Genomic DNA, 15377 nt, shown 5'->3' on the forward strand with positions numbered 1-15377 from the left:
CCGCGTCGTGGTCGCAGTCAACACGGCGGGGCCGCGGGCAGCAGGGGCTCGTCCAGGCTCGGATGCCCGCGGCAGCCGCCCGGATTCGCACAGCAGCGCCCAGGGTGCTCCCGGCAGCGGCCTGGCGAGCAGCAACGCGAAGCGCACCCTGGCCCTGGTCATCGCCCTCGTGGTGCTGGCTGGAACGGTCGCGCTGAGCATCTTCGTGGGCGCCCGCGCCATCTCACCGGATGTGGTCTGGGAGAGCATCCTCGGCTCGCGCGCCACCGAGGAGCACGTCATGGTGCTCGACCTGCGCATCCCGCGCACGCTCGTGGGGCTCGTCGTGGGACCTGCGCTCGGCCTGTGCGGTGCCCTCATCCAGGCGTTCACCCGGAACCCGCTCGCCGACCCCGGCATCCTCGGCGTCAACGCCGGTGCGAGCTTCGTCGTGACGCTCGCCGTCGGCATCTTCGGCCTCACCGCACCCGGCCAGTACGTGTGGTTCGCGCTCCTCGGCGCGTTCCTCGCGACCATGCTCGTCTACGCCATGGGATCCGTCGGCGGCGGCAAGTCGACGCCGCTGACCCTGACCCTGGCGGGGGTCGCGATCAGCGCCGTGCTCGGCGGCCTCACGTCGGCGATCGTGCTGAAGAACATCGACGCCCTCAACGTGACCCGCTTCTGGGGTGTCGGGTCGATCGGCGGCCGGTCCATGGACGTGCTCCTCACCTGCCTGCCCCTCATCGTCATCGGCGTGGTGCTCGCGCTGCTCTGCGCGCGCTCCCTCAACGCCCTGTCACTGGGCGACGAGCTCGCCGCCTCGCTGGGGGTGCGCATCCGCTCGACCAGAGCGCTCGTGGTCATCGCCGTGACGCTGCTCGCCGGCACTGCCGTCGCCATCGCGGGCCCCATCGGCTTCGTCGGCCTCATGGTGCCGCACGTCGTGCGCTGGTTCGTCGGCCCCGACCAGCGCTGGATCCTCGTCATGTCGATCGTCATGTCTCCGATCCTCCTGCTGGCCGCCGACATTCTCGGTCGCATCGTGCTGCCCTCCGGCGAGCTGCGGGTCGGGCTCGTGACGGCCATCATCGGCGCGCCCGTGCTCATCGGGCTCGTGCGCCGTAAGAAGGTGAGCGGGCTGTGACCAGAACACACGACGAGACACCGGTGGCCGCATCCAGAGTCGGGTCCACGGCCACGGCCACGGCCACGGCCACGGCCAAGACGCGGACGCGCGGCAACAGCCTGCACAGCGGGCGCACCGACGTCGTCGACCACGGCGCTCCGTTCGGCCCCGGAGCAGGCGCTCCGCGTGGCATCGACTTCGGCGGCCGCACCTACGCCGTCCGCTTCGGCCGGTTCTCGAACCTGCACCGACACCGCGCCGTCATCGTGTGCGGCGCGATCGTCGTCGCCATCCTGGCCCTCGGCGTCGTCTCGCTCGGCTCCGGCACGCTCGCCCTCTCGCCCGGCGAGGTGCTGGCGGCGCTCTTCGACGCGGATGCGTCGCGCGCGCACCGGCTCGTCGTGTTCGAGTGGCGTCTTCCGCGGTTCCTGTTCGCCGTGCTCGCGGGCCTCGCGCTCGGCGCGAGCGGCGCGATCTTCCAGTCGATCACCCGCAACCCGCTCGGTTCCCCCGACATCATCGGCTTCTCGACGGGCTCCTACACGGGCGCCATCATCGTGATGCTCTGGATCGGCTCGACCTCCTACTCCGCGATCGGCGCCGGAGCCCTGCTCGGCGGGGCCGCCGTCGCGGTCGTGGTGTACCTGCTCGCGTATAGGAAGGGACTGCGCCCGTTCCGGCTGATCATCGTGGGCATCGGGGCGAGCGCCATGCTCGCCTCCGTGAACTCGCTCATGATGATGCGGGTCAGCCAGGAGGAGGCGATGCTCGCCGCCGTCTGGGGGTCAGGCTCGCTCAGCGCGCTCGGCTACGCGCAGCTGCTGCCGGCCACGCTCATCTTCGCCGCACTCATCGTCGGGTGCGGCTTCCTCGGACGCCCGCTCGCGGCCCTCGAGGTCGGTGACGACGCGGCGCTCTCGCTCGGCGTGCACGCGAACCGAACCCGCGCGTTCTCGACGCTCGTCGGCGTCGCCCTCACCGCGCTGGTCACTGCGGCGGCGGGCCCGATCGCCTTCATCTCGCTCGCCGCCCCGCAGATCGCGCGGCGCCTCACGAACGGGGCCAGCCTGCAGCTGCTCCCATCCGCGCTCGTCGGCGCGCTCCTCCTCGTCGCGGCTGACCTCGTCGCGCAGATGGTCGACCTCCCCGTCGGCGTGCTCACCGTGTGCGTCGGCGGCATCTACCTCGCCTGGCTGCTCGTCCACGAGCAGGTCACGAAGAAGGGACGTCAGTGATGACGATCGAAGTGGACACGGAGTCACAGGCCCGTGGCTCAGCGCATCCCGCGGACGAGCGCTGCGCGCGCGGCCAGGTCAGCGCATCCGCCGACCTGGCGGCCCGCTCGGTGCACGTCGGCTACGACGACCAGCCCATCATCCAGGGCCTCGACTTCGAGGTGCCCGCCCACTCGTTCACAGTCATCATCGGGCCCAACGCGTGCGGCAAGTCGACGCTGCTGAAGGCCCTCGCGCGCCTCCTCAAGCCGAGCGAGGGCAGCGTCCTGCTCGACGGCGCCGACATCTGCACCCTCAAGACGAAGGACGTCGCCAAGCGCCTCGGGCTGCTGCCGCAGACCTCGCTCGCCCCGGAGGGCATCCGCGTCGCCGACCTCGTCGCGCGCGGCCGCTTCCCGCACCAGGGCATGTTCGACCGCTGGTCGGCGGCCGACGAGCGAGCCGTGACCGAGGCGATGGCCGCGACACGAGTGGATGCGCTGTCGTCGCGCTTCGTGGACGAACTGTCCGGTGGACAGCGGCAGCGCGTGTGGGTCGCGATGGCGCTCGCGCAGGAAGCCCCCGTGCTGCTGCTGGATGAACCGACGACGTTCCTCGACATCTCGCACCAGTACGAGCTGCTCGAGCTGTTCCGCCGGCTCCGCGGCGAGGGGCGCACGCTCGTCGCGGTGCTGCACGACCTCAATCAGGCTGCCCGTTTCGCGACGCACCTCGTGGTCATGCGCGACGGCGAGATCGTCGCGCAGGGCAAGCCGGGCGAGGTGCTCACGGCGGAGCTGGTCGAGGACGTCTTCTCGCTGCCCTGCCGCATCATCGACGACCCCGAGACGGGCACGCCGCTCGTGATTCCCCGCGAAGGGGTGTGGGCGGAGTAGGGGCACGCTCCCTCTGCTCTTCTTCTCCCCTTCCCCCGTCTCCCCGTCTCCTCTCCGCCTGCGCCGAGCCCTCCCTCCGCACAGCCCAGGTCTGTCATCAGCGGGAGGCGGAGGGAGCGGAGGGGCGGAGGAGGGCGCGCCACGGGGTGGCGCCGTTGGCCCTCTCCGAAGAAGAGTGGCGCCACCACGTGGTCATCGTGTGGTTGCCGCCGCCACAAGGAGGCGCAGCGGCGGCAACCCGTCTGAGATCCCCGGCGCGAGACCTACAGGCCCTGCGCGAGGCGGTAGTAGGCCTGGTTCCAGCGCACTTCCTTGCTGAACTCGCGCAGGGTGGTGTCGGCGTCGATGCGCAGCATCTCGGTCTTCGCGATGGTCGCGAAGTCCTCGAACACGTCGATGCCGACGGCGGTCGACATGACCGTGTGGTGCGCGGCGCCCGCCGTCAGCCAGGCAGCGGCCGACACCTCGAACGATGGCTCCGGCCTCCACACGGCGCGGCCCACGGGCAGCTTCGGCAGGGGAGCGGTGGGCTCCACGACCTCGATCACGTTCGCAACGAGGCGGAACCGGTCGCGCATGTCACTGAGCGCGACGACAACCGCAGGGCCCGGGTCGGCCGTGAAGACGAGGCGCACCGGGTCATCCTTCCCGCCGATGCCGAGCGGATGCACCTCGAGCGTCGGCTTGGCAGTCGTCAACGAAGGGCTCACCTCGAGCATGTGCGCGCCCAGGATGAGCTCGCTGCCCTCGGTGAGGTCGTACGTGTAGTCCTCCATGAGGCTCGCGCCACCTGGCAGGCCAGCGCCCATGACGTTCGCGGCGCGCACGAGGATGGCCGTCTTCCAGTCGCCCTCCGCGCCGAAGCCGTACCCGTCCGCCATGAGGCGCTGCACGGCCAGACCGGGGAGCTGCTTGAGCTCCCCGAGGTCCTCGAAGCTCGTCGTGAAGGCGCTGAACCCGCCTGCCTCGAGGAACGAGCGCAGGCCGAGCTCGATGGCGGCGCCGTCGCGCAGCGACTGGTGGCGCTCCGCGCCGAGACGCAGCTCGGGGGCGACGTCGTACAGCTCCTCGTACTCGGCCACCAGCGCATCCACTGCCGCATCATCGACCGCGGCGACGGCGTCGGCGAGCTCGTTGACGCCCCACGTGTTGACCTGCACGCCGAAGCGCAGCTCGGCCTCCGTCTTGTCGCCCTCGGTGACGGCGACGAAGCGCATGTTGTCGCCGAAGCGGGCGAGCTTCGTGGTGCGCACCGCCTGCCAGGCGGCCGCGGCGCGCGACCAGCTGTCGATCTGCCGCGTCACGCTGGCGCTCGACGCGTGTCCGACGACCGTCTTGCGGGGGATGCCGAGGCGCGTCTGGATGTACCCGAACTCGCGGTCGCCGTGCGCCGCCTGGTTGAGGTTCATGAAGTCGAAGTCGATGTCGGCCCACGGCAGCTCCACGTTGGCCTGCGTGTGGAGGTGCAGGAGGGGCTTCGCGAGCGCGTCGAGGCCCTGGATCCACATCTTCGCGGGGCTGAAGGTGTGCATCCACGCGACGATGCCGATGACGTTGTCGTTCGAGTTGACCTCGAGTGCCGCGCGGCGGATGGCGTCGGAGTCGGTGAGCACCGGCTTCCAGACGATCTTCACGGGCGTGCTCGGCGACTCGTTGAGGGTGTCGACGATGGCCTGCGACTGCTCGGCGACCTGACGCAGCGTCTCCTCGCCGTAGAGGCCCTGGCTGCCGGTGAAGAACCAGATCTCGTAGGCGTCGAAGGAAGTGGTGAGTGCGCTCAACTGAGGGCTCCTGTCGGGTCTTGTCCGTAGACGTTCTGGTAGCGGTCGAACAGCGAGTCGACGGCCTGCTGGGGGATGGGTTCCGGGCTCCCGAGCTGGCGGGAGATGTGCACGGTGCGGGCGACGTCCTCGACCATGACGGCCGCCTTGACGGCGTCGCGGGCGTCCTTCCCGATCGTGAACGGGCCGTGGTTCTTCATGAGCACGGCCCGCGAGCGGTGCCCGCGCAGCGTCTCGACGATGCCGCGGCCGATGGAGTCGTCGCCGATGATCGCGAACGGGCCGACGGGGATCTCCCCGCCGAACTCATCCGCCATCGCCGTGATGACGCAGGGGATCGGCTCGCCGCGCGCCGCCCACGCGACCGCGTAGTCGGAGTGCGTGTGCACGACCCCACCCACCTCCGGCATGTTGCGGTACACGTAGGCGTGGGCCGCTGTATCGCTCGAGGGGGAGCGGTCGGAACCAGGCGTGCCCGGAACGACGTCGCCGTCGAGGGTGCAGAGGATCATGTTGTCGGCGGCCAGGTCGTCGTAGCTGACGCCCGACGGCTTGATGACGAACAGGTCCGTGCCCGGCACGCGGCCGGAGATGTTGCCGCCCGTCCAGACGACGAGCCCGTAGCGCACGAGCTCGTCGTGCAGCGAGGCGACCTCGGCGCGGATGGCGTCGATGCTCGCCTGCACCTCCGGCGTGATGTCGGTGGCCGGCCCGGTGCGTGTGCCGTCGGTGCTCAAGCGCTGACCTCCTCAGGCTGACCGGCGGGGGCGGTGCGCGCGTCTGCGGGCGACGCGGACGCTGGCGCTGTGGACGCCTGCGACGCGGATGCGGCGGATGCTTCTGCGGGCGCCGCGGCAGCGGATGCGCCGGCGAGCGCCTCCCGGCGGCGTCGCTTGAGGCGCTTCATGACCTGGTTCGCGCCCCGCCCGAAGTGGTCGTGCAGCTCGTCGTACTCGGCGTAGAGCTCGTCGTAGGCGGCCACGGCGTCGGGGTTCGGCGTGTACCTGGCGCGCGTCACGCGGCCCATGGCTGCTGCCGCTGCGCGCGCATCCGGGTACGCGCCTGCCGCGATCGCGGCGTGGATGGCTGAGCCGAGCGCCGGACCCTGCGCGCTGTCGATCGTGGAGATCGGCATGCCGAGGATGTCGCTGTAGGTCTGCATGAGGAACGCGTTCTTGAGGAGGCCGCCGGCGGCGATGAACTCGGTGACCGGGACTCCGGAGGCGTTGAAGGTCTCGACGATCTTGCGTGTGCCGAACGCGGTCGACTCGAGCAGTGCGCGGTAGACGTCTTCTGTCTTCGTCGCGAGGGTCGCGCCGACGAGCAGGCCGGAGAGCTCGTGGTCGACGAGCACCGAGCGGTTGCCGCTGTGCCAGTCGAGCGCGATCAAGCCGTGCGCGCCAACCGGCTGCGAGGCCGCGAGGTTCGTGAGGTGTTCGTGCACCGAGATGCCGAGCTCGGTGGCTTCGCGCTCGTAGCGCGCTGGCACCTGGTTCTCGACGTACCAGGCGAAGATGTCGCCGACACCCGACTGGCCGGCCTCGTAGCCGTAGAGGCCCGCGACGATGCCGCCATCCACGACCCCGCACATCCCTGGCACCTCGGTGAGGGTGCCGGAGCTCATGACGTGGCAGGTGGAGGTGCCCATGATGGCGACCATCTGGCCGGGTTCGGTCGCTGCCGCGGCCGGGGCGGTGACGTGCGCGTCGACGTTGCCGACGGCGACCGCGATGCCCTCCGGCAGGCCGGTCCAGGCAGCTGCCTCCGCCGAGAGCGTGCCGGCGGCGTCGCCGAGCTGTCCGATCTCGTGCGCGAGCTTGCTGTCCACGAAGTCGGCGAAGTCCGGGTTGAGCGTCGCCATGAACTCGCGGCTCGGGTACTCGCCGTCCTGCAAGATGCCCTTGTAGCCGGCGGTGCAGGCGTTGCGGATGTACGTGCCAGTCAGCTGCCAGACGATCCAGTCGGCCGCCTCCACCCAGTGGTCCATGGCGGCGTACACCTCGGGGTCCTCCTCGAGCAGCTGGAGGCCCTTTGCGAACTCCCACTCGCTCGAGATGAGGCCCCCGTAACGGGGCAGCCACTTCTCGCCGCGATGCTCGGCGAGCTGGTTGATGCGGTCGGCCTGCGGCTGCGCCGCGTGGTGCTTCCACAGCTTCACGAACGCGTGCGGGCGAGACTCGAAGCCGGGCACCTCGTTGAGCGGGGTGCCGTCGGCGAGCGTCGGCACCATCGTGCAGGCCGTGAAGTCCGTGCCGATGCCGATGACATCCAGCGGGTCGATACCCGCGTCTGCGATGGCGGCGGGTACGGCGACCTTGAGCACGTCGACGTAGTCGCTCGGCACCTGCAGCGCCCACTCGGGTGGGAGCCTCTCGCCCGTTGCTGGCAGCTGCTCGTCGACCACTGCGTGCGGATACGGCAGCTCGCCGACGCCGAGCTCGGCGCCGTCCCGCACGCGCACGACGACGGCGCGGCCCGAGAGTGTCCCGTAGTCGACGCCGATGACGTAGCTGTCGCGCTCGGCTGGCCCTGCGTGGGCGGTGTCGTTGGCGCGCGATTCCGAGTTCGTCGCATGGCTCATCCTGGCGGTCTCCTTTGGCTCGACCGGACGTAATGTGATCGATCACACCACGGAGGAGCCGAGATGCGCAAGCCCGAGTCTGTCGGCGAGGACCGAGCGTGGGTGCGCTGAATCCGGAGTTATACCCGGCGCGTCGAGGCGCGCACGATCAGTTCCGGCAGCACGTCCGCAGCCCCCTGTGCGCCGTCGAGGAGGCGCGCGACGCATTGGGCTCCCGTCGCAGCGAAATGCTGGCGCACGGTGGTCAGCGGGGGCCAGAAGTGCGCGGCCTCGGGGATGTCGTCGAACCCCACGACGCTCAGCTGCTCCGGCACGGAGACTCCGGTGTCGTGAGCGGCGTGAAGCACTCCGAGGGCAGTCTGGTCGTTTGCGCAGAAGACGGCCGTCGCGTTCGACTCGAAGATGGTGGCGGCAGTGGCGTAGCCGGCTTCCGGGGACCAGTCTTGGGCGTCGACGTGCCGTGGCGTCAGTCCGCGAGACTCCATCTCGATGCGGAAGCCCCGGAGGCGGGACGTGGCATCGATCCAGTCACCGGGGCCGGCCAGGTGCACGATGTCGACGTGGCCCAGGTCGAGCAGGTGCGCGGTCGCGACCCGTGCGCCTTCGAGCTGGTCCTCGGCCAGGTCGACGCCCCCGTCGGTCGTCCAGGTCTGGAGGGTCACGAACGGGATGCCCGAGGTCATGTTGCCGAGCACCTCGAGCAAAGGGGTCTGCGGCGCGACCGCGACGATGCCCTCGACGTTGAGGCTCGCCAGGTTTCCCAGCGCCTCCTCGATCGACGCGACATCGAAGCCGTCCGTCTGCTCGACGATGGTCGTGTATCCGCGGGTTCGTGCGGCCTCGGTAATGGCGATGATGCTCGAGGAAGGGCCGTACTCGCCGCTGGCGGTCGAAAGGACGCCGAGTGTCCGACTCCGCTTCGAGGAGAGCGCCCTCGCGGCGAGGTTCGGGCGGTAGTCAAGCTCGCCCATCGCAGTCAGCACCTTCTGCCTGGTCGCGGGCCGCACGTTCGAGTGGTCGTTGAGCACTCTCGAGACGGTCTGGTGCGAGACCCCCGCCGCCCGGGCCACATCGAACACACTGGCAGCCCGCTTCGGCTTCGTCGCATCCACAGGTCCGCTCGTCATGCGGCAATTATGCCCGCACGGGCGTCGCTGCGCCGCCCGAAGAACAATTCAGATTGCTGGTTGCGCCAGCCCGATGTGATCGATAACATTCCCGACAGATGCCAGGAAGCATTCAACTGCGCAGCGTCACGACCGGCCACGGCACGAGTGAACTGCTCTCAACGAGGAGAGACCAGCGTGAACAAGACAACCATCAGGACCATCGCCGGAATCGCGATGGCAGGGGCACTCACCCTGAGCATGGCGGCCTGCTCCGGCGGATCGGGTGACGCCCCCGCCGGGAGCGACGGCGAGCTCATCACCGTCGGCTTCGTCGCCGTCGGACCCGAGGGTGGATGGCGCACGGCCAACGAGCAGAACATCCAGGACTCGTTCTCGACCGAGAACGGCTTCGAGCTCAAGTACGCCCCCGCCACCAACGGAGACCAGAACTCCCAGATCACCGCCTTCACCTCCTTCATCGACGAAGGCGTCGACGCCATCCTGCTCTCGGCAACCGAAGCAACAGGCTGGGAGAGCGTCCTGGAACGCGCCCAGGAAGCCGAGATCCCCGTCGTGCTCCTGGACCGCGGAATCGAACCGAACGACGAGGCGCTCTACACGAGCCACATCGCCCCGGACAACGTGGGCATCAGCTCGGCGGCCGCCGAATGGGCGAACGGCCAGTTCGCAGACGGCGGCAACTACGTCGTCCTCGAAGGCCCTCCCGGCCTCTCCGTGGTCAACGACCGCAACAAGGGCTGGGATGAGAGCATCGACTCGAACCTGACGAAGCTCGAGAGCCAGTCGGCCAACTGGTCGACGGAAGAGGCGAAGAGCGTCTTCGAGACGATCCTCAAGTCGAACAGCAATGACGTGCAGCTCGTCTTCGCCCAGAACGACGAGATGGGCCTCGGCGCCGCCCTCGCCGTCGAGGAAGCCGGCCTCAAGCCGGGCACCGACGTCAAGATCATCACGATCGACGGCACCAAGGCCGCACTCGAAGCGCTTGCCGCCGGCCGCCTCTCCTTCGTCGCCGAATACAACCCTCTCTTCGGAGACGTCGCCGTCGACGTCGTCAAGGCCGCCGTCGCAGGAGAGACCGTCGAGAAGAACATCGTCGTCGAGAGCGTCACCTTCGACTCCCCGGACGCAGCCACCGCCGCGCTCCCAGACCGCAAGTACTGACCCGAGTCACGCTCCCCGGTGCGCCACCGCTCTCTCGGCGGCGCACCGGGGCCCCACCCCGACACTCGACGCCGGCCACCGGCAGAACGCTAGGCGATCATGGCAGCGAACCAGCCAATCGTTGAGATGAGCGGCATCTCAATCGAGTTCCCCGGAGTCAAAGCACTCCAAGACGTGAGCTTCCGCCTCTTCCCCGGCGAAGTGCACACCCTCATGGGCGAGAACGGCGCGGGGAAGTCCACGCTCATCAAAGCCCTCACCGGCGTCTACAAGATCGACGACGGTGCCATCCGCATCGGCGGCGACGAGCGGCAGCTCAGGGGCACGGCCGACGCCCAAGCCGCAGGCATCTCCACCGTCTACCAGGAGGTCAACCTCTGCGACAACCTCTCCATCGGCGAGAACGTGATGCTCGGGCACGAGATTCGAGGCCCCTTCGGCATCAACTGGCGCAAGACGAATGCCGCAGCCCGGGAGGCACTCGCCGCGCTCGGACTCGACCACCTCGACCCGAAGCGATCCCTGTCCAGCATCTCCCTCGCGATGCAGCAGCTCGTCGCGATCAGCCGGGCCATGGTCATCAAGTCGAAGGTCCTGATCCTCGACGAACCCACGTCCAGCCTCGACGCACAGGAAGTCGACGGCCTGTTCGCCGTCATCCGCCAGCTCCGCGAGCAGGGCGTGGCGATCCTCTTCGTCTCGCACTTCCTCGACCAGGTGTACGCCATCAGCGACCGCCTCACCGTGCTCCGCAACGGCCAGTTCGTCGGCGAGTACGCCACCGCCGAGCTCAGCAGGAGCGACCTCATCTCGAAGATGATCGGCAAGGAGTTCTCCACCCTCGAGTCGCTCGGGGCGAACCGACGCGTCGACGCTCGCGACACCGCGGACATCCCCCTCTACCGGGCGCAGGGCATCGGCAGGAAGGGCTCGATCGACCCCGTCGACATCGAGGTGCACCGCGGCGAAGTCGTCGGCTTCGCGGGGCTCCTCGGCTCCGGACGCACCGAGCTCGGACGCCTGATCTACGGTGCCGACAAGCCGGACACCGGGTCAGCGCAGCTCAACGGGGATGACGTCGAAGTGCATTCTCCCGCCGCAGCGCTGCGCAAGCACATCGCCTTCTCCACCGAGAACCGGCGCGACGAGGGCATCGTCGGCGACCTCACGGTGCGCGAGAACCTGATCCTCGCCGTCCAGGCCCGACGAGGGTGGGCACGGCCCCTCTCCCGCCGCGAGCAGAACGAGCTCTGCGCGAAGTACCTCACGGAGCTCAACGTGCGCCCCGCCGACCCGGAGCGCGCCATCCGCAACCTCTCCGGCGGCAACCAGCAGAAGGTGCTCCTCGGCCGGTGGCTCGCCACCAGGCCCGAGCTGCTCATCCTCGACGAACCGACCAGGGGCATCGATGTCGGAGCCAAGGCCGAAATTCAGGAGACCATCGCGCAGCTCGCCGAAGACGGCATGTCGGTCATCTTCATCTCCTCCGAGCTCGACGAGGTGGTCAGGCTCAGCGAGCGGATCGTCGTCCTCAAGGACCACCGGAAGATCGCGGAGATCGCGAACGGGCCGGACGTCAACGCCGACCTCATCGTCCAGACCATCGCCGCAGACGGCGTCGACGCGGAGGACGTCGCCCCGGTCGCCGAAGACACGCCCTCCGCCCCGACCGCCCCACCCGCATCCGCTGACGCCGAGGGAGCACGCGCATGAGCCAGTCAACGGCCCCGCACACCACGTCGACGGCAGCCCCCTCGCCCCAGGAGCCGCGCCGGACGCCCGACGCCATGCAGGCGGCACGAGGCGCATTCCGGCAGCCCTACATCTGGGCCGTCGTCGCGCTCGTCCTGCTCATCATCATCAACCTGATCAAGGACCCAGGCTACCTCGGCGTCTCCGTCAACCAGGCCACCGGCGACCTCAACGGCAACCTCATCGACATCCTCCGCGCCAGCGCCCCGGTCATGATGATCGCCGTCGGCATGACCCTCGTGATCGCCACTCGCGGCATCGACCTCTCCGTGGGCTCGGTCATGGCCGTGGCCGGCGCCGTCTCGATGGAGTTCATGGCGTCCGCCCAGAACTCGTTCGGCTCGGCGCTCACCGCCATCGCGCTCGCCCTGCTCATCAGCGCACTCCTCGGCACCGTCAACGGACTGCTCGTCTCCGTGGTCGGCCTGCAGCCCTTCATCACGACGCTCATCATGATGCTCGCGGGGCGCGGGCTCGCCAAGGTCATCACGGCCGGTCAGAACACATCAGCCACCAACGACTCGTTCCGCTGGATCGCGAACGGCACCATCGCCGGGTTCCCCGTGATCTTCCTGCTCGCCGTCGGCATCGTCGTCCTCGTCGCGCTGCTCGTTCGACGCACCGCCCTCGGCCTCATGATCGAGTCCATCGGCATCAACCCGAAGGCATCCCGTATGGCGGGCATCCGCCCCATCGGGCTCCTGTTCTTCGTCTACATCTCGAGCGCCATCCTCGCGGGCGTCGCGGGCATCCTCAGCACGGCTACCGTCATGACGGTCGAAGTCGCCAAGACAGGATCGGCGTCGGAGATGGATGCGATCCTCGCCGTCGTCATCGGCGGGACCTCGCTCGCCGGAGGCAAGTTCTCGCTCACGGGCAGCGTCATCGGCGCCCTGCTCATCGCGACGCTGGACAAGACCGTCGTGTTCCTCTCCATCCCATCCTCAGCCACTCCCGCCTTCAAGGCCATCGTCATCGTCCTCGTCTGCCTCCTGCAGTCGCAGCGCGTCCGCGACTTCTTCAAACGGCGACGAGCCAAGACCCCCACCGGCCCCGCGAGTTCCGCACCAGCGCAGAAGGCAGTTGACGCATGACCACCATCGTCGAACAGACCAGCGAGGTCACCCGGCTCGCGAAGTTCAAGCCGAACCTCGACTCCCTCCCGACGCTCGCCGCCGTCGTCATCTTCGTCGGGATGCTCGCATACGGGGAGCTCGCCTACGGCGGCATCCTGCAGTTCAGCACCCTCTCCAACCTCCTCATCAACAACGCCTACCTGATCGTGCTCGCCATCGGCCTGACGTTCGTCATCCTGACCGGCGGCATCGACCTGTCCGTAGGTGCGGTCATCGCCGTCAGCAGCCTCATCGGGGTCATGCTCTCGAGCGCCGGACTACCCGCGATCCTCGTCATCGTGCTGATGATCGGCATCGGCTCCCTCTTCGGCCTCGCCTCCGGAATCCTCATCCATTACTTCCGAGTGCAGCCGTTCATCGCGACGCTCGCCATGATGTTCCTCGCCAGAGGGCTCGCCTCGATGCTCAGCACCGAACCGCAGCGGCTCGCGGACGACTCGCCCATCCGCGGCCTCTCCGCCGAGATCAAGATCATCGATGGCCCGAAAATCAACGACCTTGTCGTCACCCCGGCGGTCATCATCGCGGTCGCGATCATCGCGGTCGCCTTCTTCGTCCTGCACCGCACCCGCTTCGGGAGGACCGTCTACGCCATGGGAGGCTCGGAGCAGTCCGCGCTCCTCATGGGCCTCCCGGTCGCGCGCACGAAGGTCGCGATCTACGTCATCAGCGGCACCCTCGCGGGAATCGCCGCCGTGCTCTACACGTCGAAGCTCGGCATCGCGCAGAACATCACGGGCGTCGGCTGGGAGCTCGACGCCATCGCCGCAGTCATCATCGGCGGCACTCTGCTGACCGGTGGCGGCGGGTTCGTGCTCGGCTCGGTCGTCGGCGCACTCGTGCTGGGGCTCATGAACGTCCTCATCACCCGCGACGGCAGCATCCCCCCGGAAGCGACGACCATCATCACGGGTGGCATCCTGCTCGTGTTCGTGCTGCTGCAGCGGGCAGTGACCTCCAGGAAGCGCCGATCCCAGTAGGGGTCCCGCGTCCAGCCTTGGCGCTGCCGAGCCGGGGCGCATCTGCCCTGGCGGGGCTCCATCCGCGGGCATAAACTCAGGCCATGATCGGCATCAGGGCGGGGAAAGCGGGTGTCTTCGCGGCCGCCGTCGCCGTCGCGTGCCTCCTCGCCACGAGCGCCTGCTCGGCGAGCCCGGCCCTCACCATCGGGGCGGATGCGCCCCCGTCCGTCAGCGAGACGGCGCCGGTCGAAACGAGCCCTGGCGTCGTCGGCGAGCAGTTCACCCCTGTCGTCGTCTCCGCGCTCGCCGACCCGATCCCCGTGCTCGGAACCGACGAGCGCATCCACCTCGCCTACGAACTGCAGCTCACCAACGGGTCGCCGTCCAAGGTCAAGATCACGGGAGTCGAGGCGGGCGCGAACGGCACAATGCTGCAGGAGCTCAAGGGCGACGACCTCGACGACGTGATGCGCGTCGCCGGCACCACCGACGGCGGCGGGCTCGAACTCGGCCCCGGACAGAACGCAACCGTGTGGATGGACGCCACCATCGCATCCGACGCCGACGTGCCCGACCGCATCGAGCACACCGTCACCGTCGAGATGCCCAAAGCGCAGCCGCCCCTCTACGAGAAGACCATCGAGCAGAGCACGCAGGCCGTGAGCGTCGACAAGCGCGACGTCGCCGCCATCGGCCCGCCCCTCACCGGCGACAACTGGCTCGACGCCAACGGCTGCTGCGGACTCACCGCGCACCGCGGCGCCGTCAGCCCCATCAACGGCACCTACTGGGCGCCAGAACGGTGGGCCATCGACTACGTCAAGCTCACCCCCACGATGAAGCTCTCCGACGACGGCGCCCGCGACAACGCACGCAGCTACCCCGGCTACGGCCAGAACGTCATCGCCGTCGCCGACGGCCCCATCGTCACCATCACCACCGACCGCCCCGAACAGGAACCAGGCACCGCGCCCGGCCCAACCCTCACCCTCGACGAATACGGCGGCAACTACGTCGTGCAGGACATCGGCGGCGGCACCTACGCCTTCTACGCGCACCTCAAGACCGGCAACCCCTTCGACCTCCAAGTCGGGCAGCAGCTCACCCGCGGCGACCGCCTCGGCCTGCTCGGCAACACGGGCAACACCGACGCCCCCCACCTCCACTTCCACCTCATGGACTCCCCGAACCCACTCGCCTCCAACGGGCTGCCGTTCGTGTTCGACACGTTCACGCTCGACGGGAAGGTCACCTCGCAGGCCGCCCTCGACGCCGGCGAACAGGGCAAGGCCTACAAGGTCGACAAGGCAGACGCGGGGGAGCGAAGCGGCCAGGTGCCGCTCACCGGGGACCTCATGACCTACCCCGGCGAGTAGCGCGGGCGAGGGGGTCCCGCTTCCTCTCTGACGGGCTTCCCCGCTGACGCGTTCTCGCGGGTCTCTGAGTCTTCCGGGGATCGCCGAGTATCCCCGGTTCTCGCGGCTCCATCGCTGCCAGTCAATATGCCCTTCAGGGGCACCCGTCCGGGATCGCTGCCAGTCGATGTGCCCCTCTGGGCTGGCGAAAAGGGCCATCTCTCTGGCAGTGATCGTGCTGGGCCCGCACCGGTCCCCGCCTCGCGGGTGCTCTCAGGATGCGGGGCGTACCGTCGTG

At 69.0% G+C, this 15377-nt stretch carries 12 protein-coding genes; 8 read left to right on the forward strand and 4 right to left on the reverse strand.

Annotated elements, in window-relative coordinates; translation table 11 throughout:
• Positions 1–7: 7 nt before the first annotated feature.
• The 3 genes from C5C17_RS03150 to C5C17_RS03160 are packed head-to-tail and all read left to right on the forward strand — an operon-like array spanning position 8 to position 3218.
• A complete protein-coding gene (locus tag C5C17_RS03150) occupies positions 8–1126 on the forward strand; it encodes an iron ABC transporter permease (protein WP_104251932.1) in 1119 nt (372 codons plus the stop codon).
• Positions 1123–2343, forward strand: coding sequence for an iron chelate uptake ABC transporter family permease subunit (locus C5C17_RS03155; protein WP_258065855.1), 1221 nt, complete (start codon positions 1123–1125; stop codon positions 2341–2343). Before C5C17_RS03150 ends, C5C17_RS03155 begins: the two co-directional genes overlap by 4 nt.
• Positions 2343–3218 carry an ABC transporter ATP-binding protein gene (locus tag C5C17_RS03160; protein WP_104251933.1) on the forward strand — a complete coding sequence of 292 codons (876 nt, stop codon included), beginning with the start codon at positions 2343–2345 and terminating at the stop codon, positions 3216–3218. Before C5C17_RS03155 ends, C5C17_RS03160 begins: the two co-directional genes overlap by 1 nt.
• A gap of 263 nt (positions 3219–3481) precedes the next feature.
• Here C5C17_RS03160 and araA read toward each other — a convergent pair whose 3' ends face one another.
• From araA to C5C17_RS03180, 4 genes are all read right to left on the reverse strand, one after another.
• Positions 3482–4999 carry an L-arabinose isomerase gene (gene araA / locus C5C17_RS03165; RefSeq protein WP_104251934.1) on the reverse strand — a complete coding sequence of 506 codons (1518 nt, stop codon included), beginning with the start codon at positions 4997–4999 and terminating at the stop codon, positions 3482–3484.
• Positions 4996–5697, reverse strand: a complete 702-nt coding sequence (locus C5C17_RS03170; protein ID WP_104252278.1) for an L-ribulose-5-phosphate 4-epimerase — start codon at positions 5695–5697, stop codon at positions 4996–4998. The genes araA and C5C17_RS03170 overlap by 4 nt, the downstream gene beginning before the upstream one ends.
• A 35-nt stretch (positions 5698–5732) precedes the next feature.
• The gene (gene araB, locus C5C17_RS03175) at positions 5733–7580 is read right to left on the reverse strand and encodes a ribulokinase (protein ID WP_104251935.1); all 1848 of its coding nucleotides are present in this window, start codon (positions 7578–7580) and stop codon (positions 5733–5735) included.
• Positions 7581–7699: 119 nt separating this feature from the next.
• Positions 7700–8707: a LacI family DNA-binding transcriptional regulator gene (locus C5C17_RS03180; protein ID WP_104251936.1), complete on the reverse strand. Its 1008-nt coding sequence runs from the start codon at positions 8705–8707 to the stop codon at positions 7700–7702.
• 177 nt (positions 8708–8884) lie between these two features.
• Between C5C17_RS03180 and C5C17_RS03185 the strand changes: the two genes are divergently transcribed.
• The 5 genes from C5C17_RS03185 to C5C17_RS03205 all read left to right on the forward strand — a co-directional run bounded on the left by C5C17_RS03185 (position 8885) and on the right by C5C17_RS03205 (position 15100).
• Entirely contained in the window at positions 8885–9874 is a 990-nt protein-coding gene (locus C5C17_RS03185) for an ABC transporter substrate-binding protein (RefSeq protein WP_307852801.1), read from the forward strand.
• Positions 9875–10000: 126 nt separating this feature from the next.
• Entirely contained in the window at positions 10001–11587 is a 1587-nt protein-coding gene (locus tag C5C17_RS03190) for a sugar ABC transporter ATP-binding protein (protein ID WP_374953890.1), read from the forward strand.
• Positions 11584–12720, forward strand: coding sequence for an ABC transporter permease (locus tag C5C17_RS03195; RefSeq protein ID WP_308471302.1), 1137 nt, complete (start codon positions 11584–11586; stop codon positions 12718–12720). The genes C5C17_RS03190 and C5C17_RS03195 overlap by 4 nt, the downstream gene beginning before the upstream one ends.
• A complete protein-coding gene (locus C5C17_RS03200; RefSeq protein WP_104251939.1) occupies positions 12717–13742 on the forward strand; it encodes an ABC transporter permease in 1026 nt (341 codons plus the stop codon). The genes C5C17_RS03195 and C5C17_RS03200 overlap by 4 nt, the downstream gene beginning before the upstream one ends.
• Positions 13743–13825: 83 nt before the next feature.
• Positions 13826–15100, forward strand: coding sequence for a M23 family metallopeptidase (locus tag C5C17_RS03205; RefSeq protein WP_104251940.1), 1275 nt, complete (start codon positions 13826–13828; stop codon positions 15098–15100).
• Positions 15101–15377: the final 277 nt, after the last annotated feature.

Origin of the sequence: Pseudoclavibacter sp. RFBA6, from assembly GCF_002931575.1 — a bacterium.
Lineage (GTDB): Bacteria > Actinomycetota > Actinomycetes > Actinomycetales > Microbacteriaceae > Pseudoclavibacter > Pseudoclavibacter terrae.